Origin of the sequence: Halovibrio salipaludis, from assembly GCF_002286965.1 — a bacterium.
Lineage (GTDB): Bacteria > Pseudomonadota > Gammaproteobacteria > Pseudomonadales > Oleiphilaceae > Halospina > Halospina salipaludis.
Genome location: NZ_NSKD01000008.1, coordinates 112,964 through 136,861, shown reverse-complemented (window position 1 = coordinate 136,861; position 23,898 = coordinate 112,964). Strand labels below are relative to the sequence as shown.

The 23,898-nt window shown below is 56.3% G+C and carries 26 protein-coding genes; 3 read left to right on the top strand and 23 right to left on the bottom strand.

The genetic code is table 11. The features are described from left to right. The 14 genes from CK501_RS14530 to CK501_RS14465 all read right to left on the bottom strand — a co-directional run. Positions 1–143: helix-turn-helix domain-containing protein (locus CK501_RS14530; RefSeq protein ID WP_143421382.1), on the bottom strand; the 143-nt coding region annotated here is incomplete at its 3' end. Between the two features lie 822 nt (positions 144–965). Next, complete coding sequence (locus tag CK501_RS14525) at positions 966–1,982, bottom strand: sulfotransferase (protein WP_095618466.1); 1,017 nt, start codon at positions 1,980–1,982, stop codon at positions 966–968. Continuing rightward, a complete protein-coding gene (locus tag CK501_RS14520; protein WP_095618465.1) occupies positions 1,969–2,964 on the bottom strand; it encodes a hypothetical protein in 996 nt (331 codons plus the stop codon). The genes CK501_RS14525 and CK501_RS14520 overlap by 14 nt, the downstream gene beginning before the upstream one ends. Beyond that, entirely contained in the window at positions 2,964–4,208 is a 1,245-nt protein-coding gene (locus CK501_RS14515) for an ATP-grasp domain-containing protein (protein WP_198949546.1), read from the bottom strand. Before CK501_RS14515 ends, CK501_RS14520 begins: the two co-directional genes overlap by 1 nt. Next, the gene (locus CK501_RS14510) at positions 4,183–5,256 is read right to left on the bottom strand and encodes a DegT/DnrJ/EryC1/StrS family aminotransferase (protein WP_095618463.1); all 1,074 of its coding nucleotides are present in this window, start codon (positions 5,254–5,256) and stop codon (positions 4,183–4,185) included. The genes CK501_RS14515 and CK501_RS14510 overlap by 26 nt, the downstream gene beginning before the upstream one ends. Next, a complete protein-coding gene (gene rfbA, locus CK501_RS14505) occupies positions 5,253–6,122 on the bottom strand; it encodes a glucose-1-phosphate thymidylyltransferase RfbA (protein ID WP_198949545.1) in 870 nt (289 codons plus the stop codon). The genes CK501_RS14510 and rfbA overlap by 4 nt, the downstream gene beginning before the upstream one ends. An 8-nt stretch (positions 6,123–6,130) precedes the next feature. After that, positions 6,131–7,165 carry an NAD-dependent epimerase/dehydratase family protein gene (locus CK501_RS14500; protein WP_095618461.1) on the bottom strand — a complete coding sequence of 345 codons (1,035 nt, stop codon included), beginning with the start codon at positions 7,163–7,165 and terminating at the stop codon, positions 6,131–6,133. 17 nt (positions 7,166–7,182) lie between these two features. Next, complete coding sequence (locus CK501_RS14495) at positions 7,183–8,967, bottom strand: ABC transporter ATP-binding protein (RefSeq protein WP_095618460.1); 1,785 nt, start codon at positions 8,965–8,967, stop codon at positions 7,183–7,185. Positions 8,968–9,014: 47 nt separating this feature from the next. Continuing rightward, positions 9,015–9,344 carry a MarR family EPS-associated transcriptional regulator gene (locus tag CK501_RS14490; RefSeq protein WP_095618459.1) on the bottom strand — a complete coding sequence of 110 codons (330 nt, stop codon included), beginning with the start codon at positions 9,342–9,344 and terminating at the stop codon, positions 9,015–9,017. Positions 9,345–9,601: 257 nt separating this feature from the next. After that, entirely contained in the window at positions 9,602–10,438 is an 837-nt protein-coding gene (locus tag CK501_RS14485) for a hypothetical protein (RefSeq protein WP_095618458.1), read from the bottom strand. Positions 10,439–10,455: 17 nt separating this feature from the next. Further along, on the bottom strand, positions 10,456–11,733 hold the full coding sequence (locus CK501_RS14480; RefSeq protein WP_143421448.1) for a hypothetical protein: 1,278 nt from the start codon (positions 11,731–11,733) through the stop codon (positions 10,456–10,458). 40 nt (positions 11,734–11,773) lie between these two features. Continuing rightward, positions 11,774–12,229, bottom strand: a complete 456-nt coding sequence (locus CK501_RS14475) for a hypothetical protein (RefSeq protein WP_095618456.1) — start codon at positions 12,227–12,229, stop codon at positions 11,774–11,776. 259 nt (positions 12,230–12,488) lie between these two features. After that, positions 12,489–13,034, bottom strand: a complete 546-nt coding sequence (locus CK501_RS14470) for a hypothetical protein (RefSeq protein WP_143421447.1) — start codon at positions 13,032–13,034, stop codon at positions 12,489–12,491. Between the two features lie 20 nt (positions 13,035–13,054). Then, the gene (locus CK501_RS14465; RefSeq protein WP_158223130.1) at positions 13,055–13,684 is read right to left on the bottom strand and encodes a C40 family peptidase; all 630 of its coding nucleotides are present in this window, start codon (positions 13,682–13,684) and stop codon (positions 13,055–13,057) included. Between the two features lie 230 nt (positions 13,685–13,914). Between CK501_RS14465 and CK501_RS14460 the strand changes: the two genes are divergently transcribed. The 3 genes from CK501_RS14460 (at position 13,915) to CK501_RS14450 (ending at position 15,787) form a co-directional block, all read left to right on the top strand. After that, positions 13,915–15,045, top strand: a complete 1,131-nt coding sequence (locus CK501_RS14460) for a hypothetical protein (RefSeq protein ID WP_095618453.1) — start codon at positions 13,915–13,917, stop codon at positions 15,043–15,045. 119 nt (positions 15,046–15,164) lie between these two features. After that, positions 15,165–15,395: a CopG family transcriptional regulator gene (locus CK501_RS14455; RefSeq protein ID WP_095618452.1), complete on the top strand. Its 231-nt coding sequence runs from the start codon at positions 15,165–15,167 to the stop codon at positions 15,393–15,395. Then, positions 15,395–15,787 carry a type II toxin-antitoxin system VapC family toxin gene (locus CK501_RS14450; protein ID WP_095618451.1) on the top strand — a complete coding sequence of 131 codons (393 nt, stop codon included), beginning with the start codon at positions 15,395–15,397 and terminating at the stop codon, positions 15,785–15,787. Before CK501_RS14455 ends, CK501_RS14450 begins: the two co-directional genes overlap by 1 nt. A 62-nt stretch (positions 15,788–15,849) precedes the next feature. Here the strand turns inward: CK501_RS14450 and CK501_RS14445 are convergent, their stop codons facing one another. The 9 genes from CK501_RS14445 to CK501_RS14405 all read right to left on the bottom strand — a co-directional run bounded on the left by CK501_RS14445 (position 15,850) and on the right by CK501_RS14405 (position 23,643). Then, positions 15,850–16,068 (bottom strand): hypothetical protein, encoded by a 219-nt coding sequence (locus tag CK501_RS14445; protein ID WP_095618450.1) that lies wholly within the window; start codon positions 16,066–16,068, stop codon positions 15,850–15,852. 4 nt (positions 16,069–16,072) lie between these two features. After that, positions 16,073–16,306: a hypothetical protein gene (locus CK501_RS14440; protein WP_095618449.1), complete on the bottom strand. Its 234-nt coding sequence runs from the start codon at positions 16,304–16,306 to the stop codon at positions 16,073–16,075. Between the two features lie 138 nt (positions 16,307–16,444). Continuing rightward, entirely contained in the window at positions 16,445–16,924 is a 480-nt protein-coding gene (locus CK501_RS14435; protein ID WP_095618448.1) for a hypothetical protein, read from the bottom strand. After that, positions 16,914–17,222 carry a hypothetical protein gene (locus CK501_RS14430; protein WP_095618447.1) on the bottom strand — a complete coding sequence of 103 codons (309 nt, stop codon included), beginning with the start codon at positions 17,220–17,222 and terminating at the stop codon, positions 16,914–16,916. Before CK501_RS14430 ends, CK501_RS14435 begins: the two co-directional genes overlap by 11 nt. A 3-nt stretch (positions 17,223–17,225) precedes the next feature. After that, positions 17,226–17,723: a hypothetical protein gene (locus CK501_RS14425; protein WP_095618446.1), complete on the bottom strand. Its 498-nt coding sequence runs from the start codon at positions 17,721–17,723 to the stop codon at positions 17,226–17,228. Positions 17,724–18,002: 279 nt separating this feature from the next. Next, complete coding sequence (locus CK501_RS14420) at positions 18,003–18,782, bottom strand: polyphosphate kinase 2 family protein (RefSeq protein WP_095618445.1); 780 nt, start codon at positions 18,780–18,782, stop codon at positions 18,003–18,005. After that, the gene (locus CK501_RS14415; protein WP_095618444.1) at positions 18,782–19,714 is read right to left on the bottom strand and encodes a Wzz/FepE/Etk N-terminal domain-containing protein; all 933 of its coding nucleotides are present in this window, start codon (positions 19,712–19,714) and stop codon (positions 18,782–18,784) included. Before CK501_RS14415 ends, CK501_RS14420 begins: the two co-directional genes overlap by 1 nt. 28 nt (positions 19,715–19,742) lie before the next feature. Then, the gene (locus CK501_RS14410; RefSeq protein ID WP_198949544.1) at positions 19,743–22,259 is read right to left on the bottom strand and encodes an SLBB domain-containing protein; all 2,517 of its coding nucleotides are present in this window, start codon (positions 22,257–22,259) and stop codon (positions 19,743–19,745) included. A 43-nt stretch (positions 22,260–22,302) separates the two neighbouring features. Further along, a complete protein-coding gene (locus tag CK501_RS14405; protein WP_198949543.1) occupies positions 22,303–23,643 on the bottom strand; it encodes a capsule assembly Wzi family protein in 1,341 nt (446 codons plus the stop codon). Positions 23,644–23,898: the final 255 nt, after the last annotated feature.

Sequence of the window (23,898 nt, the reverse complement as noted above, 5' to 3'; positions counted from 1 at the left end):
GCGCTTGTGTTGCGCCGAATCTCTCGCGAGACCGTGCTACTGCTGCACCCCACAAGCTGGGCGATGGCACGAAGGCTGCAGCGGTGCTGCAAACCGGCCTCAATCTGGTATCGTTGTCGCTGGGTCAGTTGTCGGTATCCCATCTGCTCTTCACTTTGGTCGGTAAAGGCGGTGAGGGTACCGGCGGCGGCCCTCCTACCTCTACCGGTTCACGCCAAAGTGCTGCAGTTATTATCTGAATTCAGGTTTATGGAAGTTGTTCCAGTCTTGTTTCGCCCGATGCAAAAGTATTTTGTCTTGTTTTTAGATTTTAGTCGCTTTTTTTGGTTTATGAATGGTTTTACGAATGCGCTTATCAGGCGTTTAATTTTTTTTGCAGTGTTTCTAAGTGGAAATTGAGTTTTGGTTGCGATTTTCATAAAAATAGATTTGAGGTTGGTTTGGGTTTATTTGGAGCCTTTGAGTCTTGGGGCAAAGAATTAGTGCAATACGGTCCTTGTTGAGTAGTTTGGTAAAACTGGAGTGCGGGTCACGGCTAGGGTCGCTTTGAAGGAGGGCGATCATCGGTGAATCCGGAAAGAGTCCACCCTATAACGGTAATTTGAGTCAGTGGTGTCGGCAGTTCGGTAGGTACTACGGAGGTAGGCGCGACCACGTGACGTTAGATTATCATCCAATTCTCATCAAACTGATGGCCTTTAAAGCGAGTGTGGATGACACACTTCAGGTATTTTGTGTAGTGGGTGCCGTGAAGTATACCGTTTCGGTTAGGAGGCTCCCTCTGCCTCTTTGAGGCTCTTGATATATTGGGAGTCTTTTGGCCGTGGTTCTTTGGTTCTGCTTTTCGTTTGCCTCGTTATAGACTGGAGAACTTTGATTACGCATGCACCAATTTTAGGAGATAGTTAAAGGATGACATCATCCGCCGTTTATGGATGTGGCGCACTTGTGGCAGATTCTAGGTTTTAAGCACGATGGCTAAACGTTTTATAAGCCTGATGTACCATACTATAAGTGGGTGAACCCAGTCGCCATTCGTTGCGCGGGTTGAACTGCGTAGCCGTCGGCTCTTGAGGAATAACCACTTCATGAGTGCATAATTTGGTTGCCAGTTCTTCATATATCTTTGAGGGGGAAGAGCAGAATGTTTCATAGTCAACGATAAGTTTTCGGTTATCAGTCAAGCTGGAAAAACCCTCTTCGATCGCATGATGAATCGACGCCACCTGGCCACTAACGGATTCGGTTGGTGGTAAATCTTTAAGTTTGTCAAACTCTCTAATTTTGAACGAATACCACTGATTCATATCGCCATACTGACGCTCGCGTGCTTGCAGTAGTGACTGGATATTGTATTCCGGCTGGCGACGAACCCAGACAAAGATGGCGTTGGGGAGTATATCTGCCATGTAGGGTATGTTTTCGTTGAAAATCATCCCTTTGGTGGCGAAGGGCTTGCCGAATAGGTCGGTTATGCCGGCGATTTCGGTACGCAGCGTCTCGTTGTCCACGGTGCGCTCGAGCTCATGGCGTGGCCGGTATTCGTTGCCTGGCATAAAACGCCGCCAGAAGTACCAGAACTCATTGGGAGAGAGCGCGCCTGCAGTTTTGCCATGGTGGGACTCAAAGTCGGTGCCCCCCTTGAAATCACGAAGTTCGTCACGGAAGTCGTAGGCCGGATCAGTCAGCGCTTTTTGGATGCGGGCGCCGGTAATTGGCGCAGCCCAGAATCGCGATAGCATGTTAGTCGGATAGGCAAAGACACCAGTGGATGCGAGCCACTGCATGAAGAGGGTCGTGCCGCTGCGTGGCGCACCCATGACGAAGATGGGTGGAAAAGGTGGCTGTTGGTCGAGATAACGCTGCATGGCCTGGGCTTCGGCTAACGCCAGATCTTCATTTAGTGTGCCCAGCAGCGATTCTAGGTTATCGTTGCGTGCAAATTCGGCGTGCCGGTTTCTTATGCGGTCATCGGCTGGCATGCTGATCTCCCCTTGAAAACAATGCTTTAACACCCGGTATGGCGTGTAATCGTTCGACAAGTTGGGTAGGCTCGTAACGTTGATCGATCGGAATATGCACGATCTTTGCCGCCAACGTTGCGGCTTGGCAGCGCCCAGTGTCCAGCAATTCAGGCCAGTAAATGGGACTGAAAACGCGGTGATCGATCAAAGCAACCCGAACGTCGGCGGCGCCTTCATCCAACATTAGTGGATAGGTCAGGGGGCTAGTCGGGGCACCGTCGTTGAAGCATAACTTATTAACACCACCTAGCAGTCGATGAACGGCGCGAAAGTTATCCCGTCGACGTGCGTAGGCGGTTTGATAGTCAATGCCCGCGAGTAATCGCCGCGTCAATATGGACATGCTCCGATGGTGGGCGTGGGCAAGACTCTGCTCTGCTTTGCGGTAGGCGGACAGGCCCTCTTCGGGGTCTCGATCGAGGCGGCGCAACAGATGCTCACAGCGGGGGATTGAGTGCTCATCGAAATCGACTGGTTCGGCGACATTCTGGAGAGTAGTCATCAGTAAACCGCCGTCCGGCACGCCGAAAAACTTGCGACAGGAGTAGACCGTACCTAAACAGTCGCTGGGGGGGGCACCATACGCTTGGGAATTATCAACGATGCAGCGATTCGGCGGGAGCTGCTTTAACGCCTGTTCCACCTGTGCGCCGCATACGCCGAAGTAATTGACGATTAAGGCCGCTTCATCTGTGTCGACGGTCAGCCTGAGCTCTGGCGTCAAGTCCGATTGCAATTCGTAACGAGCCACCTCAATGCCCACGCGTTGAAGTTCATCCCCAACCGTGTTGCACAGGAATGTTGGCAGCCATACCCGCTTGATGCCGGTCTGTAAACATAGCGACGCGATGGCGGCGCGGGCGGATTGAAAAGTTAAAGCCGGTTCGAGCGTTTTTGCGCGCGGGACTTCCAGCTCGAAATACCCACCGATGCCTTGCACTAAAGGCACTCCACAAAAATGTCGGTGTTCATGTCATCCATGAGTGCACACATCTCTTCTGCGCTCTGAAAACGTAAAATCATGGTGCCTACTGTGTCGTTTGAGCCCCTGAAAAGCTTCACGGGATCACCCGGCTGTTTCCACAAGTCCTGCTCGACGATACGGGATTGCATCCGCTCCGAAACGTTCAGCTGGCCATAGGAGCCATCGGTCAGCGCGTGAATGATGTAGGACGCCCAATACCCCTTGAATGGGGCGTTGGCGGGCAGTTCGTAGTCGTTTCCGAGTGCGGCCTCCACGGTTGCGGCGATCAGGTCTACGCCCGTACCGTATCGGATGACCTGCGGAATCAAGTTGCCACCATTGCGTGGGCCGATTTCCAGAAAATACAACTCCTCGTCCTGAGTAAATATGAAGTCGAAATTCAGGGCACCGCTTCGCATATCGAGTAGCTCGAGTAGCCGCTGGGTCTCGGCATGGGCATAGTTCAGCAAACGATCCGGCAATATCGAGGGAAAGCTTTCCCCAATCGGTACGAGTCCGTTGCATTGGTAATCGAAGTGTTCGTTGGCCCAACAACGAAAAGCCAGTCGCCCATCGCGAACAAAGCCGTCGCCAGCGACCTGGTAACCATCGCGTACGAGTTCGCTCTCCACGATCACTCTGCCGGAACGCGAAAAACCAGCTGCGTATTCGAACGCATCTTTGAATTGTTCCTGATTCGTTACGCGGGTAACGCCTTTGCTTCCAGATGAATCCACTGGCTTTGTGAAAACATTACCACGTATGCTTTTAGCGAATTCCGCAGCTGCGCTAATGTTGGTAAATGATTGGGCTTCCGGGACGTTGAACCCGTTTTCGTGAAGAAACGCCCGGAACTTATCTTTCTCGGCGAGTGTGCAGACCGACTCGTATGGGTTGGACGGGAGGCCCATAGCATTCCCAACGTAGGCGGCAGTTGGCGCGGCGGGATCAGAAGCGTACGCGACGATACCGTCGATAGCTTCCTCGCGCGCGATTTCCAGCACGCCATCGAGATCCGTAGTGCTACAGTCATACCAGCGGTCGGCCAATCGGTGCCCTGGATTATCCGGCTTATAGTCGACCGTTATGATCTCGTAGCCCTTTTCGCTCGCGTACTCAATTGGCGGCATTTGCATGGGGGCCGCACCCAGAAACATTACCTTTTGCACTTTCGATCCCAGCAATTTGTTTTGTTTATAGTGCCTGACAGACGTGATCACTGACCCACCGCACGTGGCTCGTCGTAAGTCCCGGATAGATTGGAAGGCAGAGTATTCGCCCTGCAATGTCACTCGCTACCGGGCATTCATCACCATTATCGTAAGCCTTGCTTTCATGAAGTGCTGGCGAAAAGTAACGCCGTCCGCGAATACCGGCTTGCTGTAGGTGGGTATCCACTGCATCAGTCTGTTCTTTCGAAGCAAGCAGAACCGGCATATAGGCGCCGTTCTCGCTGCCCCAGCGTTGGGGAAATTCAACATGCGCTTCAAGGCAGCGGTGATATTCCTGAACAAGTGCCTTTCGTTGGCTGATGATCTCGTCGACAGAGTCCAGCATGGCGAGCCCCATGGCGGCATGCAATTCACTCATCTTGGCGTTGATGCCGACGCTGGCGATGTCATTAGGCGTGTCGGGTGATTGGCCAAAATTGATCATCGAACGGGCTCGTTCAAGTTCGTCTTTGTTTTTGAAGACGATGGCACCACCTTCCACGGTGTGAAATAGCTTCGTGGCGTGGAAGCTCAGGGTTGAGGCGTCGCCGCAGTTAAGAAGGCTTTCATCCTTGTACTGCACGCCAAAGGCATGCGAGGCATCATAGATCAGGCGCAGGTTGTGGCGGCTTGCAATTTCCTGGAGTGAATCGTCATCGCATGCGTTGCCATAGACATGAACGGGAACCAGTGCCTGAGTATTCTCTGTGATGGTTTTTTCAGCCTGGGCGGGATACAGGTTCAGAGTATTTGGGTCGATATCTGCGAAGCGAGGTGTAATGCCCTGCCACTTCATGGAACCTGGCGTTGCGGCAAAGGTGAAGGGTGTGGTCACAGCTTCGGTTTCAACGCCCAACGCTTTATAGGCAACCTGAAGAGCCAGTGTACCATTGGCCACCAGGAGGAGGTTCTCAACGTCGAGGTAATCTTCCAGGCGTTGAGTGAGCTCCTGAACCAGCGGACCGTTATTGGTCAGCCAAGTGCGCTCAAATATGCCATCAAGGTACTTATCCAGTTTTTCGCGGTCGGGGATAAAAGGTTTGGTAACCTGAATCATGATTCCTCGGCAATGTCTTTAAGGTAAGCACCATAAGCGGTTTTTTGGAGTGCAAATGCCGCCTCACGCAGATGCTCAGGTGAAATCCAGCCGTGCTTGAAGGCGATCTCCTCAAGGCAGGCGATCTTATACCCCTGACGCTTCTCAATGGTTTCGACGAATTGCGCCGCCTCCAGAAGGCTTTCGTGGGTTCCGGTATCCAGCCAGGCGAAGCCACGGCCAAGCACTTCGACGTTGAGATCGCCGCGGGAAAGATAAGCGTCGTTTACAGAGGTGATCTCGAGTTCGCCACGATCTGAGGGTTTGACCGAGCGAGCAATCTCAACAACATCGTTATCGTAGAAGTAGAGGCCCGTAACCGCATAATGAGATTTGGGATGATTGGGTTTCTCTTCGATGGAAAGGGCTTTCCTGTTCTGGTCAAATTCGACTACGCCGAAACGTTCTGGATCCTTGACCTGATAACCGAAAATTGTGGCACCGGAGCTGCGGGCCGCAGCCTGTTGGAGTTTGGGCGTAAAGCCCTGCCCGTAGAAGATGTTGTCGCCGAGAACCAGGCAAACAGGGTCATTGCCGATGAAGGAGGCGCCGATGGTGAACGCCTGGGCCAGGCCATCCGGAGAGGGTTGTTTGGCGTAGCTCAGGTTGATGCCGAACTGAGTTCCGTCGCCGAGTAGGTGGTGGAAGCTGCTCTGCTCCTCCGGAGTCGTGATAATGAGGATATCCCGTATGCCCGCGAGCATGAGTACGGACAGGGGATGATAGATCATCGGTTTGTCGTAGATCGGGAGTAGCTGTTTGGAAACCCCCTTAGTAAGGGGGTGGAGTCGTGTGCCGCTGCCGCCAGCGAGAATGATGCCTTTCATTGGATTACTCATTCGATATCCAGAATGCCGCCGTGACGCTCAATGTCCTTGATGATGCGGTGCCATTTGGTGAGTTCCTGATACCAGTTGAGCGTCAGTGTCTGGTCGGTTTTATCCAGTTCGCCGGCTTTCAATTTTTCGACGATTTCGCGGGTGCCGGTTTCCGCAGTCCGTGAGGCTTTCCAGCCAAGGGTTGTTTCGATTTTCTCGAAAGATACTTGGTAACTGCGATGGTCCGGCTCGCCATACCATTCAATATCAATGGTTTCGCCCAGAAGTTCGCCGACGGTTTTTGCAACCCGCTTTCCTAGGTCACCCAGCTGGTAGGTGTTCTCCGCACTTCCGACGTTGAAGATTTCACCATTGATCTTATTCGGCTCTGCCTGGAGCAAGAGAGCCATCACATCGGTCGTATCCTGCACGTGGAGCATGGGGCGGTACTGGGAGCCGTCCCGCATCAGGGGCAGGGTTTTATTGGTGTAGGCGCCGTAAGTCATGCCATTGATGGCGAGGTCGAACCGCATTCGGGGGCTGTAGCCAAAAACTGTTGCCTGTCGCATGACGGTGACGACGAAATTCTCGTCCGCCAGCGGTAGAGTGTCGTTTTCTGCTTTTTCATTGGCGCGTGCGTAGACAGTGAGCGGGTTAGTACTGGTTGTTTCATCCGCCACATCGTCCTGAAAGCCATAGATACTGCAGCTTGATGGCAGGATATAGCGTTTGACACCGGCCTGCTTGGCCATTTGCGCCGTTTTGGCACGACTGTAGTAGTTGATCTGCCAGGTGGGTTCAGAAAAAAGCTCTCCGCTGGGATCGTTGGAGATGGCGACCAAATCGATCACATAATCAACATCCTGGAAGTGCTCTGGGGTCAATCTCCGGCTGTCTTCTTTTATGACTTCAAGCTTTTTGTGGGGAACGAGCTTGTCTTCCCCGAAGAAGTATCGATCGATGGCTCGTACCTGATAGCCATGCTCAATCAATTTGGGGACGAGGACGCTGCCGATGTAGCCGCCGGCGCCGGTCACTAGAACGGTTTGCATGAAGGAGTTCCTTGGGATTATATGGCCATTTTCTGGAAGGACACGCTATTGTTGAGAAGTTCGGAGTAAGTGCCTTTTGCACTGATTCCACCCTCTTCAAGGAGAACAATCTGGTCGCAGTTTTCGACTGTGCTCAGCCGGTGGGCGATCATAATGATGGTCTTTTCCTGGCTCAGGGCATCAACCGCTTCAATCACGGCTTTCTCTGTCGCATTGTCCAGAGCGCTGGTGGCCTCATCGAAAACCAGAATTTCTGGGTCATGATAAAGCGCTCGAGCAATACCGATGCGTTGGCGCTGCCCCCCTGAAAGACGCACGCCCCGTTCACCCACTTCGGTTTCGTACTGTTGGGGCAGTTGAGTCGTGATGAACTCATGAACCTGTGCCATCCGGGAGCATTGCTCCACCTTGTTCTGATCAACTTGATCCTTGGGAATACCCAATGCGATGTTTTCCGAGACGGTAGCGTCTACCAGAAAAATATCCTGTGGGACGTAACCAAGAGAAGCCTGCCACTGCCGCAAGTTTTTATCGGTAATTGGTGCATCGTCGACTTTAAGTTGGCCTTCTGTGGGGCGAAGCAGCCCAAGAATGAGGTCGACCAGTGTTGTCTTACCTGCGCCGGTTCCGCCGACCAACCCGGTAGCGCTACCGGCTGGAATTGTTAGGTTGATATCCTCTACAGCCGGAGTACTCGCCTCTGGATAGGTGAAACTCATATGATCCAGTGTTATTGCGTCTCGTGTTTCAAGACGGTCCTTGGGGAGGTTCCGGATTTCGGCGAGAGCCTCTCGTTCGTGGAGATCCTTGTGAATTTCATCCACCGCTCCCGCTCCGAAGCGGAGTTTAGCAAGCCCGCCGTAGATTCTCTGCGCGGCCGGCAAGAGCTTGTAACCTGCGAAGGCATAGAGGCCCAGCACAGGCAGAACCTGGCCGAAATTGTCACTGCGGTGCATAAGGAAAAGCGCAAGACCAATAACGCCGCCCACGCCAATCGCTTCAATCAGGTAGCGCGGGGTTTCGGTAAGTGTGAGGTTGGTTGCCTGGTGCCGTGAAAACCGGGCTGACGAAGGGCGGAAACGTGTGAGATAGGCTTGTTCCCGGCCCAGCAGTTTTATGTCTTTAATGCCACCCAATGCTTCACCGGCAGCTGTAAAGCGTTCCCGATTCGCGTGGGCGCGTTCATGGCCGATCTTGGTCAGGTGCTTTTGTACACCTGCGAAGATAAGGGCGTAGCTCCCCCCGATGACCAGCCCGACGCCAAGGGCCAGCCAAGGGTCTTGAATGACCAGAAACAGGATGATAGCCAGGGCCACCACGCTGTAGGCGATCGCATCGAAGCCGGGTTTGATGACGTTTTGGATGAGCTGGTCCACTTCTGAAAGGATGCTTTTCGCCATGTCACCACTGTGGCGGTTCAGGAAGAAGGCGTAGGGCTGTCTTAGATAGGTTTCCAGCAGGCGTTCCCCCACACTGTGGCGGCGCATCTGGGCATAGCGGTTGATGGCGTAGGTTGTCACGATCCGGAAAGCGGCGCTGAACAGGACGATGCTGAAAGCGCCAATGCCAAGAGCCCTCAGGAAGTCCTGTTTGGCCTCGAAGCCGAAGAAGTTGTAGGTGGCTAACAGGTAGGGCGTATTCTCTATGGCTTCCGGATTGCCCATTACGGAGAGAAACGGCATTACAGATGCTACACCGACCGTTTCCAGAATCGCCATGATGATAACCATACCCATGACGAGGCCACCGCGGCGGCGTTCCTGGGGGGAAAATAATGCTAGGACTTTTTTGAAGGTGGTCATTCTGGCCTTTTGATTTTGAACGGGATGATCGCGCGCGAGGTGTGCTCTTACGGAGTTTGCTGGGCGACTTCCTGCTTCAGCGCCTCGATTTCCTGTTCGATCTGCTGATGCTCTTCCACCTTCCGCTGCAGAAACCGCCGCGTAACCCGCGCCTTTTCGGTAATTCCCGCCGGCGTCAACTGATACAGGTAAGCGGTTTTGTTCTGGTTGGTCCGGAAGTTCTCCGCCTTTACCCAGCCTTTGTCCATGAGTGCCTTCAGGCAATAGTTCAGCTTGCCCAGGCTGTAACCGAGCTCGCTGGCAAGCTGGCGCTGGGAGAGGTTGGGGTTGTGCTCGAGGGCTTTCAGGAGCTGGTAGCGGTCGGAGTCTGTGAGCATGGGATCAGGTCTTAGGAGAGGAACAATCGCGCGCGAGGCGCGCTCCTACAGTTGGACATGCTACCGCCCCGGGGTGTGTTCCCCCGTTGCCGGCCTGGTGCGCTTCCGGTGCGCGTTCAGCGTTTGAACAGGGATTATAGCAAGGGCGGACCGGAGGGCAAACGGGGCCGGGTTACGTTTATGTAGGAGCGAGCTTGCTCGCGATGGGTCTGCTGGGGGATCGCTTGCGAGACGGGTTTCGCAAGGGCGACGAATTTTCAACTCTCATCAGAATACCAGCGAAAATATTCTTCTGCTTCTTGTGAGGTAATCCCCTCACCTTTCTTCGCTTCCAGCAGCGAAATCGCCAGCATCGCGATTTTGGGGAGGTATTGCCCCATCAGCGACTTTTTGAGCAAGAACCGCTCTACCTTTTTCGCTTCCCGGTTTTCGCGCCTTTGCGCGAGGAAGCTTTTCTTTGGCCGACTGAGGTCCAGCTTGTAGATAGAGTTGACCATCAGCACTTCCAGGTCCATCAACAGCTGGTTGAATTCTTCATCCAGCGCGATACCGAGTATAAACAGCAATTGGTTGCTGAGGTCTTCCTTCTCCTCTGGCGCCAAAACCATACCTGCGGGTAATGGAAGCCGGTCGAATGTCAGCAGTGACGCATTAATTGCTGAAAAGTAGGCCTGTATCAACAACATTTGGTGGCGCACTTTCAGATCCAGCCACAGCTTATGCTTGGCAAACAGCTCCTCGAAATCCTTGAAGAACCCGCGGTATTTTTCAACGGACGAAAAGATGTCGGCGTACTGAAGGTGAGGGTCATACGGTAACGCCAGCCCATGATCCTCCATTATCTCTTTCATCGCAGAAGCAGCCGGCTGCGGCATTTCCAGTTTTTGTGACGAGTCTTCCAGGTAACGAAGAATCTCGTGCTGTGCGTTGACCCGTTTTTCCAGAATGACACCAGCAACGCGAATGCTTTCGTCTTTGCGCTTCAGGTAAAAGGTTGTGACGAAGGCGACCAGCAAGCCTGCAAGCCCCAAAGAGGACAGGTTGAGTAGTGCTTGCCAGATGAAGACTGGGTAGCCGAGGTAGAGGTCGGTCATGCGAGGTTAGAGCGGCTTCATATGGCTTGTTGATAAGCTTCGAGTTCAGATCGGGGGCGGTGGTCGTGGTTGACCATGACGGTATTCACCAGAAGTGGCGAGACGTCAAAATGATCAGCGGCTGCTTCCATGGTTTCGTCATCGGGGGATGTGGTGTTCATCCACTCGATAAGGTCCTTGTAGGGGCACAGGAATTCCTGTGCGAAGGCCCGTTGGAATTTCTGCCTGACGGTTGATGCGTTGGTGCACGGGAGCCAGCTTCCAGCCTTACCGGCATAAATGCCATCGGCGATCAGCCTTGCCGACATGAACCGCCGCGCTTCCTTGCGCTTCTTGCCCAGCGATACTTTAGCGTTGCTGCCATTTTCGCGGACTTCGGCGATGCCTATCGGTGGCAGATGCGTTGATTCGTTATGGTCGAGCAACTGGCTGGGTGCTTCAAGTATTTCCGAAAAGCGCCTGTTGAGGAGGGGGCCTTTGTCGATACCGAGATAACGCCGCGTTTCATGGGCTGCGGTCTGCCCTTGCTCCCAGGGGTAACCGGGTTTGTTGTTGCTGAGCGCTGACGCCATTGCTCGAGTGCTAAGGATTGGTAGTTTGATGGCATCCTTCGTGCGTGCGAGGTGCTCCTGCACATCTTTGATCGTGCCTTCAATGGCCTCAGCACCAACGCAGGCGAGTTCCTGTATGGCAGTTTCACCATGCTTTTCAAACAGGCCGGTAAGCAGCTTCAGTAACGCCTCGGGAGCCTCCTCTGGATCATAGCCCAGCCGCGCTTCCAGTTGGCGTTGGGCGGCGATCCATGTGTTTGCGCGCTCATCACGGAGGGTTTGCCAGAGTTCGTGGAGTGACGTGTTTTGCTTGGTAGAGCGATTCAATTGTTCCAGCGTCTGCTCTACAAAACGATCCACGCCGGTTTCAAATTCATCTGCAGATACCCAGGTATCCAGTCGCTCAATGTAACGGACAGAACCGCTGGTTTCCCTGGTCGGCCGTAGCTTAAGAAGGAGGCTTTCACCGTCGGAGGCGAATGCGAGGTTGGGCCACTCATAACCGCCGCCTGCCGCGCCCATCAAGTGGCTCATTTTCCAATCATGGGCAGCAGGTAACTCGTTGTTATTTAATGCAGGCTCCCATCTCAGGCGCCACCAGTTGGCTGTGAACCACAGCGCCAGGGGGTAAGCGGATGTGGTAATCGCATCCTGCACTGCATGCTTGTCGAGCAGGTCTTCATGGCGGAAAAACTGTTGACCCTCAACGGCGAGGCCAAGCCTGCAGCGGGTGAATGCATCCATTGGTTCATCCTCCCTGTCTGAGGGAGTCAACCAGTCAACCTCAAAGCGCATGCTCAGAGCCTCCGCTGCTGTGTGCCGCCTGTTTCCACCGTTTCATAATTTCGTCCCTCATGGGGTCTGATTCCGGCATGGGGTAACCGTGGTAGGTGCCCAGAGTCTGGTTTTCGAGCTGTGCCTCCACAGGGTAGCCTTCATCAGTAACCGCCCAGATGTTCTGTGGCCATTTGCCTTTCTTCTGTTTGCTTACTATCCCTTTTTCGGCGCCACGCGACAACAGTGCTTCTGCCACCTTTTTATTGGAAATACCGCAGTCGTCACATAGGGTTTTATGAGGGCGCGGATCGGCCGGTGGCGTCAGGCCGAAGTCGCCGGGGTTGCGCTTGTGCTGAGGATTCCCGCCGTAACCGACTTCTCTTGCGAGGGTTTTACCGTCTTCTGATCCGGGTTCTTCCTGTAACTGTCGCTTTGGGTTAAAGCGGCTCTTCCTTGGTTTCATTCGCTTTCCTTCAGATCCTTAAACCGCATCCTTGCTCCTCGTGCCGTCCCAGCGGGAATGCTATCGCCTCAGGGGGTGTTCCCCGGTGCTGCATTAGTGCACTTCTGATGCACGTTCAGCGTTTGAACGAGGATTGTAGCAATGGCGGACCGGAGGGCAAACGGGCTCGGGTTACGTTTATGTAGGAGCGAGCTTGCTCGCGATGGTGTTGGGTATCGCTTGCAAGCAAGCTCCTACAGATGGGGGGAGTCCTGGGCGGTCAATCAAATCCGGGTAGCCATCGCGTGGGGCAGGCGCCCATGCAGTGGTGAAGATCTGGGTGACGAGAGACCTTCCATACCAGGGCTTCAACCGTGACAGGGTGGTTGCTCCGGATCTCAATCCAGTGAATCTCGTTCATGATCTCCTGGAGTGGTGGCCGATCCGCTCTGGGGCCGATTTTCTCCGAGAAGCCTACGGCAATCGATGAGGGGTCTTCCGTCGGATTCATGACAACAGTGGGTATCAGCTTCAGCGTGTTTCCGTTTTTGTCCCCGACCACAACATGCGGGTGCAGGACCTTATGGTCGTCCTTGCGGCGCAGTGAAAACGCGACATCCGGAGGAGCATTCACGAACTCATCAACACTCTGGGTTGTTTCTTCATAGCGTTTGCCGTCAACCACGAGATAGAGGGTTTGGAGTCCTTCATCGGCTACCTGCAAGGGGGTGTTGAACCGGACTCGTTGTTCTTCATCGGAGACGTCCCAGGGCCCTGAAATTTTCTCATCTTCGGGGAAGCTGCAGGCACTGACCAGCAACGCCATTAATAGAAGCCCAACCCTCATCACTCACCCCGCTTCCAGTTCAGCGTGCCCATCAGAACGAGCTCTCTACTTTGCAGGAGTTGATTGGGGCCGAGGCGCCGGGATGGTTTGTCGAGCAATGGAATACCTGCCACCTGGAAGGCGCGGAAAATCAGTTCACTGCAGTAGAAGCTCTGGTTATGGCCCTTTTCCGGGAATAGGGCCGTAAGTTCATCGAACCCAATGCTGAGGAGTTGGATGCCGAAAAGTTTGGCCTGATGGATCTGGCTCCCCGGCTGAACGCCAGCTCGGAAGGCGCCGGTATAGTCGTAGGAGCGATTGACCTTGAGGGCAGCCCACGCCCTGACATGCTCCAACTGTTCTTTGGTTGCGGTGCGGTGGCGAAAGACTACGGCAAATTTTGCATCCTGCAGTTTTCTCCTCAGTTTTTGCTTGGTAACCCCTTGCCACGGAGCCGCATCTACCGCGAACCCTTTCCCCAGATAAAGAATCACATGGCTGAAGACTCCATTCGTGGCCCAACGGATGCCCTGCGAGGACTTGGCGCGGGTGCTGGTGGTGATGAGGTCACCCGGCATCAGGGTGAGAATGGTCATCTCCAGATCATGGCGCAGTTGATGCGCCGGTCGGGCGGGTGCGGCAGCCTGCATGATGGATGACCTCCTTGTGCGGTGCTTCCCTTCGTTCCTTGAGGGGGTTAGTGGGGCAAGCCTATATCGAACATGGGGTGCCATTCAATCTCTTGTGGGTGAGTGGCAGTAAGAGGCTGGTGGTAATGGTACTGAGGACGGGGAGTGGTTGAGTGTTTTATCGCGCATTCAAATTGCGCTAGCATTCAGCTTCCTCAAAGGGACAGCACACCGGACGCAGGGACTGCGATATGACGATTTCAGCGGATCAACTCAGCCAGCGCTTAATGATGGAACAGGGCTGGCAGCTGGTGGCGGATCTTGATGAAGAGCCCCGCCTGCCGGATGAAAATGAGCGCTGGGAGCGTTTTGAGACCGAGGAGGACCCTCTCAAGCAGGATGAGATCCTGGGCGAGCTTGTGAGCCGCCAGACCGATCTCTTCAATGAGATGCCACCGATTGGTGGCCCCTTCCCGGATCTGGCGACGATGATCGAGTCCTCGGAGTTTGTGCCCACCTTCGTTATTGCCGTTCCATCTTTGCGGCAGCTCAAGCCCTATTGTTCCAGGCTCCTGATCAAGCTGCGCATGGGCGCGATCCACGTGGCGCTGCTGTGTGAGCAGGACCCGCCCTGGGAAATCAGCCCGGCGTTACTCACGGATATCGGTGTTGAAGTGCGTCAACGGGTCATGTCGGATCTGGACGATGAGCCAGAATCGCAGGATGGCGAAGCCGCCACCATTAGCCGTCAGCAGCAAAAGGCCATCGATCGGACGACGTTTGTTTTTGAGATCATGGTCATGGGTGAGGGCGTCAACGTCGAGAGGAACCGCAGTGCGCTGAATGCCCTCAAGCAGGGCGGGGTGCGCAAGCCGCGTGTTGCCATCCAGGGCTACCTTCTGGAAGGCGGCGCCAAATCCGTATGGTCAACCAATGGTATGACCGGTTGGCGTCGTCGTCGCTATCTGCGATACGCACTCCAGAAGGGGGCAGAGTCCGTCACGCAGATTGGCAATACAATCGCGTCGAGTCGACCCAGTGTGGGCCTTGTAGCCGCCAGTGTTCTGGTTGCACTGCTTCTGAATGCCGGGTTCAAGGGGCTGGTCATAGCCTTTGAAGGTTTGCCCGCCGTCTTATGGCTGCTCGGGGATCTGGTCATCCCGAGCGCCGTTATCATAACAGCCTGTTCGTTGAGGCACCTGAACCTTCATGCCGCAACCCATGCCAAGTGGTTCCAGATCGGTTACCTGGGGGTGTTTGCGGCTCTGTTCCTCGCGTTGGTCTGGCCACCCTCTTATGACTATGTCTCTTACCTGGGGATTGTTGGCGTAGTGACCTCTACGATCAATATTGCAGGTGGTCAGCTGATGGAGGTTGACTAGAGGCAGTGGGGGAGAAGCGAGCTTGCTTGCGATGGGGTCGGGGTAGTGGCGTCGGCATTGGCATTGCTCTGCCGATAAAGTGGGCATATAATTTAACATATATGTGTGGAGGGCTGGTCATGGGTCAGGTTACGATTTATCTGGACGATGAAACTGAAAAAAAGATGATTGCCAATGCCAGGGTCATGAAGCTTTCCAAAAGCAAATGGATTGCCGGCGTGATCCAGGAAAAGCTGGTGGATCAATGGCCCGATACCGTGCGCGAGCTTGCGGGAAGCTGGGGTGATTTCCCATCCCTGGACGAACTGCGCGCCGAGGCGAGTACCGATACAGAGCGCGAAACGCTGTAATGTGGGTACTTGATACCAACACGCTGATCTACTTTTTCAAGGGCGAGGGTCGGGTTGCGGAGCGGATGCTGGAACGCGCCCCCCAGGATATTGGCATCCCTTCCATCGTTCTCTATGAACTGCAGGTTGGAATCGCGAAGTCGTCATCACCAGAGAAACGTTCGAAGCAGCTTGCGGAACTCACATCCGTTGTTCAGGTCCTGCCTTTTCATCAGCGCGAGGCAACGGCAGCAGCAGAGATCCGCGCTGCCCTGGAGAGTGAGGGCCACCCCATCGGCCCCTATGACACCCTGATTGCTGGTACGGCGCTTGCCCATGGCGCCATTCTGGTCAGCCGCAACAGGAATGAGTTCGAGCGGATTGAGCAACTGCGGTTAGAGGATTGGTTCTGAGCCGGAGTGCGTTCGCGTAGGAGCGAGCTTGCTCGCGAAATCCTGGCAGGGCCGCGGTGGTTCTAGGACGAAGAGGCGATCTGTTGCTCTACGGTTTCTGGTAGAGGCATGTGAATGAACAATGCCTCCGGGTACAGGTAATCGTCACCGGATTCGTCAACGATGCGGAGCATTGACTGTTTTTCGGCGCTGGCATCGGGCAGCACTTCATAGAGCTTGCGGGGTTCCAGGGACGCTTCATAGCCGGTGTTCTTCAGGCACATGACGAAATGGTGGCTCATCGTGTCAGTCCAGTAATCGCTTGATCTTGAATTCTTTCCTGCCAACTCTATGGGCTTCGTACCAGTGGATTTCTGCAGGAAGTCTGGCGCCCGATTGCAGCTCGATTATCGCATGGCCTTTGCGCTTTCTCCAATTGGCGGCGCCGTACGCTTTATTGAGCCGTCTGAGTTCACGGATACCGTGGCCGCGGGCAAAGGTTTCAACGTTACGGATCGGGCTGACAATGCGGAAGTCCATAATGCCGTCCCTGGCGTTCTGGTGTTGGAATCCGGTGTCCCGGGTCTGGAAACAGTACCGCCCGTGAAGGTGTAGGAGCGAGCTTGCTCGCGTGGGTCCTTTGGGGTCGCTTGCGAGCAAGCTCCTACGGTTCAGCTTCTACCGGGATGACCCAGTGGTCTCCGACCCTAAAAGGTTGATAGCCCTGAATAGCGGGGTGTAGTCCAGTGGTGTCTCAAGTACATCTCTCTGCCCACCATGTACAACGATGATTCGGTTGAGGCTGAAGGGCCACATCCCCGGTTCGGCATGAATACTTTCGACCTCATTGAGGTCATAGACATACTCCTGATCCAGGCATAATCGGATCTGGTCCCCCTGCCGCTCAAAGAGCAGACGATCCTTCTTGCCAAGCCGGCCCAGGTAATTCGGTAGGTCTGAGACGAGAAAATACCCCGCAAAAACGGTGGCTATGATCATCACGCTCATAGGTTCCAGGCGGAGTATGCCGACCGTCATTTCGAGCAGGACAAAAACGCCAAATAGAATGACGATGGAAAGCCCTCTGACGAGCCGATACCACTTTGCCAAAGCGATCTTCAGCCCCAGAGGCGATATTGAGACGGTTTCAGAGCTCAATTTTCTTCCCCGCCCGCCTGTTGATTTCTTCCTGAATGGTTCGGCGGGCACTCTCGTTGTTCCAAAAAAACCCCCAGATCAACGCTGTGGCAGTCAGGTTCAGCCATGATGTTCTGATGGCATTTGGAGCGCCGGTTTTCACTTTACTGTTGATGTCAGTGATCATGCTCTTCGCTGAAGGTGCACTGAAGGACAGTCCCAATGCGCCTCCAAGCATGGAAATCGAATCAAAGAGACTCTGGTACCCGAACAGTTCCTGGCTGTCCAGGGCCCATACGCCCCAGACCTTATTCACCATGGGTTAGGCATCACTGCGGCGACTAATGGACCGGGCAGCTCTCAGAGATACCGGATCTTGCCGTTGGTCTTCTCGGGCATATTGTAGGTGGTTTCCGGATCCTTCATTTTTCCTCCTTGATTGATGAATTCCGGAGCCGGCCAGAATCAGAACTGCTCCTATGAATGTGAGGCCGGCGATTATGTGGTAACGACCGATTATGATCGAGAAAACGACGAGAAGCGTTGAGCACAGTGTGAATACCACACGGAACTCTATGGCGTTTAAAAGCTGAAGGAAGAGCCCGCGTAATCCATAAAAGGCGATGATGGCGACAGGGACCTGCGCACAGTAGACCAGGAACCAGCACGCATCGACACCGGTAAGCCGTTGTTGCAGGGCTCCATCTGCCTCGCAGAAGGGAATGGCATAGAAGAGGGCGTGGACGTTGATCACTGGTAGATAAAAGATCAGCCCGGCGATCAGCGAGGACAGCAATGTTGTTGCTACGAGCTTGCGCATATCCTTTGCTCAGACGCTTTGTGAATCCCTGTTAAACGCTAAAGGGACTTTAAGGCCAGTGACCTGAGATCGTCAACTTCGTTCACCAGCAGCCCTTTCGTCGGTTGGGCGTGTTGGCGCTTGCTGATGGTGTGTAGACAGGTTCTAGGCTTGGTAGGGCTGGTGGGATCGCTTGCAAGCAAGCTCCTAGGGGGTAGGGGAGCTGCGGGTTCTGTAGGAGCGAGCTTGCTCGCGATGGTCTTTGGGATCGCTTGCGAGCAAGCTCCTACAGGGGAGGGGTTACGGGGTGTTGTTGTCCAGAAGCTCCCGGTAACGGCTGAGCACGGCATTATCCGCCGCCGGGTACTCCGGCGCCAGGGTTGTCAGTGTGTCGGCAAGCAGGCCGGCCACCATCGCTCGGGCTTCGGGTTTGCTGTCGGCGGGGATGATGTGCCACGGAGCCTCGGGAATATGGGTGGCCTCGATGGCTTCGCCGGCATAGCCCAGCAGCTCGTCCCGGCGCTGCCAGGCCTCGATGTCCGCGGGGTCGAACTTCCAGTGTTTATGCGGCTTATCCAGGCGCTTGCGTAGCCGTTTGCGGTTTTCCGGCTCTGACAGGTGAAGCCAGACCTTGAGGATGGTGGTGCCTTCGCGCACCAGGTGCTGCTCGAAATCCCGCAGGGACCGGTAGCGCCCCTGCAGATCCGCTGGCCCGGTGTGCCAGACCGGCCAGGCCCGTTCGGCGATGACTGCTTCGTGGTGGCTGCGGTTGAAGGCCGTGACCTCGCCGAACCCGGGCAGCAGTGGGGTGACCCGCCAGAGAAAGTCATGCCGCGCCTCGCTGCCCGTGGGCCTGCCAAAGGACCAGGCGTGGAAGCCGGCTGGGTCCATGTAGGTGGCCAGGGTGCGGATCAGGCTGTCCTTGCCGCTGGCGTCCAGGCCGTGGACCACCAGCAGCAGGGCGTTGTGGCGGTTGGCGCGCAGGCGGCGCTGGTGTTCGCCGATGGTGCGCAGGCTGGTCTCCAGATCCGGCAGGGCCTCTGGGTTGTCGGCGCGGCTCGGGTATTGGCTCAGGTCCATCAGGACTCTCTGAGACTTCTGACGAATGAGCGAACGAAGACCGCAAAAACGCTCAGCATGCCGCCGAGCATGGTGGCAAGGATGCAGATCAGGGCCCGCTGTGGGCCGCTTTTCTCCTGCGGGACCACGGCCGGGTCGATGCTCTGGAACACGTATTCGTTCTGGGCGTTGGCCAGCATCACCGTGCGGGTTTCGCTCTCAATCAGTTGATAGAACACCTGCTGCATGCCAGTGATGCTGGTTTCGTCCACCTGGTTGCGCAGGTAATTGATACGGCTTTGCGCCTCTGCGACGTCTTTCTGGCGCATGTGCTCGTTGATGTCGGCCACCAACTGCTCCACCCACTGCTGGGCAGCAACGGGCGACTGGCTTTCAATGCTGATGGTGATCATGCCTGTATCGCTGGAGTCAGAAACCGAAAGCATCCCTCGCAAGCGCTTGACCAGATCCCAGTCCGTAGGCTCCAGGCTTTCGCCTTCTTCGTCCTGTTGCCACTCGCCGGTTTCCGGGTTGTAGATCTCGCGGTTGATGATCCATTCCCCGGTCTCGGCATTCCATCCCTCGGTGGCCATCAGGGGCACGGCAAGCTCATGGCGGCGGATGAAATCACTGAGAAACGCGCGGGACTGCAGGATCTGTTTGGCGATGACGGTCTTCGAGCCGCCGCCCTCGCCGATGTTGACCCCGGCCATGCTGGCCAGGCTTCCGAGCTGGCCGCTGATCTGGGGGCCCTGCTCCTCGGTCGCGGGGGCAACCGTGGCCTCGGCGCGGTACTGGTTGGGCTGCATCAGGGCGTAGACCACGCCACCGACGGCGAACACCAGGGTGATGCTGATGATCAGCCATTTGCCATGCCACAGGGTGAGAAAGAGATCGCGCAGGTCGATCTCGTCGTCATCGCTGGCGGCGTTGTAGGTCGGTTGTTCGCTCATGCCGTGATCCCGTTTGCGTTGCTGAACCTCAGAGGCCGTCGATGGCGGCGGCGCCGAGCGACATCTGGTAGATGATCTGGCTCACGTCCGTCCACAGCTGAAGCTGGCTGAGCTGATCCACATCCAGCGGCATGACAACGGTGTCGCCAGGGCTGAGCTGGGTGCGGTTCGAGGCGAACCAGTTGCTGCGATTGGGCAGCGCGACAGAGCCATCGGCCCGGATGACGTAGACGCGATCCTCATCAGCCTGGCTGTTGGGGCCGCCACTGCGCTCGATGTAGTCGTCCAGGGTCAGCCCCTGTTGATGCAGATGGCTGGTGGGGAACTGGACCTCGCCCAGCACAGACACGGACTGAGGCTGCTCGGGGACGGTGAGCGAGTCGCCGTCCTGCAGGCGGATGCTCTGGTAGTCCGCATCCTGCAGTGCCCGTTCCAGGTCGATGACCATGCGCCCGACCGCCCGTGCCTCGCTGATGCGATCCAGAAGCTCGCGGGTCTGCTGTTGGCCCTGGTTCTGGTTGGTGAAATCCTCACCCTGGACCTGCTGGCTGAGCAGCCGGCCCTGGAGTTTTTCCTCGGCTTCACGGAGGCGTTTGCGCTCGCGTTCTTTCAGCGACTCCCGCGTGAACACGGCGCCTTCCGGAAACGCGTATTGCGTCAGCCCGCCTGCACGCTCGACGACTTGGTCCAGGGTCTCTCCCTTTCTCAGGCTGTAGGTGCCGGGGAAGCGGATTTCGCCATCCAGGGTGACGGTGCGGTTTTCATTGAACGCGGGGATGGACTTGATCTGCACCCGATCCCGGCTCTGCAGGCGGAAGTCGTCGATTTTCCGGTTGTTGGCCAGCGGTGTGACATCCAGGGTGCGGATGGTGCGGTTGCCATCGCCCTGGGCATCGCGCTCCAGCCGGGAGACTTCGGCCTCGTCCAGCGAGGCGCCGTCTTTCAGTCCGCCGGCGAGGTTCAAGAGGTTGCTCAGTGAGCGCTCCTGAGTGATGGGGTAGCTTCCAGGGTAGCGCACTTCGCCGGAGATGGAGGCAACCGGTGCCGGCTGGTTTGGCGTGGATTCCTTGCGCAGGCGCTCGATGACATCACTGAGCATGCTCCCGCGCTGCCAGCTTTCCTGTTGCGATTTGGGCTCCCCGGCCTTGGCGCGGTCGGCAAAGAACAGTATCTGGTCTTTTTCCTTCAGCCTTGGGTCCGATTCCGTGCCCGGGTTGTTCACAACGGCTCGAGGGTTGATGAAATGGGTGGCGATGCGATCGGTTTCCGGATCCCTGCGCACCAGCAGCGCTGCGCTGTCATCGGCCGCCTCAGCCAGATCGGTCTCCAGGTTTGAGATCAGTGAGCTCAGGCGCATGCCAGGTATCCACGCGAAGCGCCCCGGCCGGGTGACGGCGCCCTTGAGCTCCACGTACTGACCGGTAACGTCGGCAATGGAGGGCACCCGGATATGGTCCCCGCCCTGTACCGGCGTGTTCAGCCCCTGCTGGTCGGAGGCGTCCGCTTCACCAAGCATGCGCAGGAAATCGTCGTTGATCCGTTCAATGCGCACGCGTTTGGGGTAGGCCTGGTTGGTCATGCCTCCGGCCAGCTCAATCACTTCCCCGAGTTCGTCTTCGCCCCGCAGTTCGTATTGGGCGGGGCGCTGGACTTCACCGCCGATGCTGACCCGCTTGCCCACGGGGGGAATGAAGATGACGTCGCCGGCCTGGAGGCGGGCATCATCGCTGCTGTCGCCGTTAAGCAGCAGGTCGTAGAGATCAAAGGTGCCGATGACCTCGCCGTCGCGTTTGTGCTGGATGCGGCGCAGAGACCCGGTCTGCTCAATACCGCCGGAAACAAACAGCGCATTGGTGAGCGTTGACAGGGAGCTGACGGTATAGGCGCCCGGATTCCGTGCCTCGCCCAGTACGAAAACCCGCATGCTGCGCAGCTCACCCAACCGTACGCTGGACTCAACACCGATGAATCGATCGGTAACCAGCTTGCTGATCTCGTTGCGCAGCTCATTGAAGCTCAGCCCTGCCACGCTGTACGGGCCGATCTCGGGAATGGCAATGGTCCCATCGCGGCCGACAGTGAGCGTATACTGGCCCGTCTTCTTACCAAAGAGCTGCAGTTCAATGGTATCGCCGGTGCCGATGATGTAGCCCGAGGGCACGGGCACCTCGGTCACCGGTGCGAAGGTTGAGGGTTCGCCTTTGAACAGGTCATAGCCAAAGGCCTTCAGCTTGCTGCTGTCCTCGGTTTGGCGCGCCCGCTCGCTTTCCTCAGCGTCATCGCTTTGCGACTCTGAGCTCTCATCACTGGAGCTGACTGGTTGAACCACAGGGGCGTCCGGCTGCTCCATCGACTGGCCGTTCCCGCTGCTGCGCTGGGCTTTGAGTTCATCCACATCCACGCCGTACTGCTCAGCCAGCCTTTCCTGCTGGGACTGGGGCAGGGACATGAACCGGTCAATGTCTGACTGGGATATGTTCTGGGCCGCGCCCATGGCTGGAAGGGCAAGCAGCAATAAGGCAGCAAGAAACCGGGGTTTTGGCATGGTGGCAACGTCTTTCATAACTGGATATGGGGTCTTATAGGGATCAGAAGCGGTAGCGCCACTCGGCGGCAATCCGCCACTGGTCGATCTCGCCGCTGAGGGTTTCGATTTTTGTGTCCGAGTAACTGGCTTGGCTACTGAGCCACCCACCTGCTACTTCGGTGCCAAGACTGAGCGAAAGGTGCATCAGCGACTGATCCCGAACCGGCACCAGATAGCGCACATCCCGGGATCCGGGCTCGACAGTGGTTGAGCCATCCGTGTTGAGCTCAATATGCGACAGCCGGGCGCCGAGGTTTGTCCCGCTGGTGAGAAAGTGCCATCCGCCCAGCGTCAGCATCCGGGCATCGCCCCCCTGGCTGGCGGCCAGGTTGCGGCCACGATAGTGCTGGCCCGTGTTGTAGCGGCTGTGGCTGTAGGTGATATTGGGCATGGCCTCGCCGTTGAAGTCGTCGGCGATGGTATTGGCGTACTCCACAAACCATTGCTGTTCCGCTGAAAGCCAGCTGGTGGTGGCGTCGGCGCCGAAAAGCCAGGATTTTCGGGCCGGGAACGCGCCAGCTTCATCCTCGCCCATCATCTGGGTATAGATGCCAACGGTGGTCGGTCCAAGGTCGGTACCGTATCGGATATCAACAGCGCCCAGCTGGTCCCCGGGATCGTTTTCCTCCAGCTGGCCGTTATCCCGGCCAATGAAGGCGTTCCAGTAAGTGGAGCTGCTCTCTGAATAGCCCTCGCCACCGAGCATGATCAGTCGTGACAATCCGATATCAAGACCCTGAAGGGGGCGCATGGTCAGGCGCATGCCGAGTATCTTGGGCTCCGCAACCGCGCGCTTGCTTTCCAGTTCACCCAGAAAGGCGGTGAAATCCCAGGGACCGATCCACTCAAGCCATTCGGACTCGGGCGCGGCTGCGTTGCGGCGGTTGATCCAGACTGAGGGGATAGGGCGTGCGTTATTGGAAAGGATCAGGCTGGATTGCCAGCCGGGGCCCCACCAGCGCTCAATGCTGCCGACACCGAAGATCCAGTTGCCGGCAGAGAAGGCCAGGTAAGAGCCGTCCGCGCGCACCTGGTCGTCGTCATCCGGGGACTGGGTGAATGACGGGGACAGCCCCAGCGCCCAGTGATTGCCGATCCATTCCATGGTGAGCCCCGCCTGGCCACTGTCCTGGGGGCCTGCGTTGAATCCCTGGATCAGTGCTGCTTCACTGGCGCCGGATAGCGTGGCCTCGGCACGGAACCCGCGTGAGGACTGGCGGGCTCTTTCGAACTTGAGGTAGTCCAGGGTTGTGTCCGGCGTTGCGGAAGAGGCTGTGGCGCCTTCGTAGCCCTGTTCGAGGTTGCCCCACATCATTGGCCATGTGGAGGTGGTGCGCTCCATGGCGCCTCTGTCGGAGAGTTTCTGGGCAGAGTAACGGGCGCGTGGGTCGCCAGGGTCGAGCCAGGGAGCTGCTGTAGCGGGTAATACGATACTGGCAAGAAGGCCCAGGGAGACAAGCCTGACTGGTGTCCGTGCGAGTTTAACTGCACCATCCATACGTGGATTCAGTCCTTTTGGAGGCCGTCTGAGGGCGGTAAAAGTACCATAAGTGATGATAATCACCAAGGTATCCAAAAGAGAAGCTGATGAGGAATG

What these genes read in the sequence shown, in the direction of transcription:
- CK501_RS14470 (WP_143421447.1), bottom strand. Translation starts at nt 13,034, where the DNA reads ATGGCGTTGCTGGTCAGTGCCTGCAGCTTCCCCGAAGATGAGAAAATT.
- CK501_RS14405 (WP_198949543.1), bottom strand. Translation starts at nt 23,643, where the DNA reads ATGGAGCGCACCACCTCCACATGGCCAATGATGTGGGGCAACCTCGAA.
- CK501_RS14495 (WP_095618460.1), bottom strand. Translation starts at nt 8,967, where the DNA reads ATGACCACCTTCAAAAAAGTCCTAGCATTATTTTCCCCCCAGGAACGC.
- CK501_RS14480 (WP_143421448.1), bottom strand. Translation starts at nt 11,733, where the DNA reads ATGGATGCATTCACCCGCTGCAGGCTTGGCCTCGCCGTTGAGGGTCAA.
- CK501_RS14445 (WP_095618450.1), bottom strand. Translation starts at nt 16,068, where the DNA reads ATGAGCCACCATTTCGTCATGTGCCTGAAGAACACCGGCTATGAAGCG.
- rfbA (WP_198949545.1), bottom strand. Translation starts at nt 6,122, where the DNA reads ATGAAAGGCATCATTCTCGCTGGCGGCAGCGGCACACGACTCCACCCC.
- CK501_RS14450 (WP_095618451.1), top strand. Translation starts at nt 15,395, where the DNA reads ATGTGGGTACTTGATACCAACACGCTGATCTACTTTTTCAAGGGCGAG.
- CK501_RS14440 (WP_095618449.1), bottom strand. Translation starts at nt 16,306, where the DNA reads ATGGACTTCCGCATTGTCAGCCCGATCCGTAACGTTGAAACCTTTGCC.
- CK501_RS14525 (WP_095618466.1), bottom strand. Translation starts at nt 1,982, where the DNA reads ATGCCAGCCGATGACCGCATAAGAAACCGGCACGCCGAATTTGCACGC.
- CK501_RS14430 (WP_095618447.1), bottom strand. Translation starts at nt 17,222, where the DNA reads ATGGTGAATAAGGTCTGGGGCGTATGGGCCCTGGACAGCCAGGAACTG.
- CK501_RS14500 (WP_095618461.1), bottom strand. Translation starts at nt 7,165, where the DNA reads ATGCAAACCGTTCTAGTGACCGGCGCCGGCGGCTACATCGGCAGCGTC.
- CK501_RS14425 (WP_095618446.1), bottom strand. Translation starts at nt 17,723, where the DNA reads ATGCGCAAGCTCGTAGCAACAACATTGCTGTCCTCGCTGATCGCCGGG.
- CK501_RS14475 (WP_095618456.1), bottom strand. Translation starts at nt 12,229, where the DNA reads ATGAAACCAAGGAAGAGCCGCTTTAACCCAAAGCGACAGTTACAGGAA.
- CK501_RS14510 (WP_095618463.1), bottom strand. Translation starts at nt 5,256, where the DNA reads ATGATTCAGGTTACCAAACCTTTTATCCCCGACCGCGAAAAACTGGAT.
- CK501_RS14410 (WP_198949544.1), bottom strand. Translation starts at nt 22,259, where the DNA reads ATGCCAAAACCCCGGTTTCTTGCTGCCTTATTGCTGCTTGCCCTTCCA.
- CK501_RS14460 (WP_095618453.1), top strand. Translation starts at nt 13,915, where the DNA reads ATGACGATTTCAGCGGATCAACTCAGCCAGCGCTTAATGATGGAACAG.
- CK501_RS14485 (WP_095618458.1), bottom strand. Translation starts at nt 10,438, where the DNA reads ATGACCGACCTCTACCTCGGCTACCCAGTCTTCATCTGGCAAGCACTA.
- CK501_RS14415 (WP_095618444.1), bottom strand. Translation starts at nt 19,714, where the DNA reads ATGAGCGAACAACCGACCTACAACGCCGCCAGCGATGACGACGAGATC.
- CK501_RS14490 (WP_095618459.1), bottom strand. Translation starts at nt 9,344, where the DNA reads ATGCTCACAGACTCCGACCGCTACCAGCTCCTGAAAGCCCTCGAGCAC.
- CK501_RS14465 (WP_158223130.1), bottom strand. Translation starts at nt 13,684, where the DNA reads ATGCAGGCTGCCGCACCCGCCCGACCGGCGCATCAACTGCGCCATGAT.
- CK501_RS14420 (WP_095618445.1), bottom strand. Translation starts at nt 18,782, where the DNA reads ATGGACCTGAGCCAATACCCGAGCCGCGCCGACAACCCAGAGGCCCTG.
- CK501_RS14455 (WP_095618452.1), top strand. Translation starts at nt 15,165, where the DNA reads ATGGGTCAGGTTACGATTTATCTGGACGATGAAACTGAAAAAAAGATG.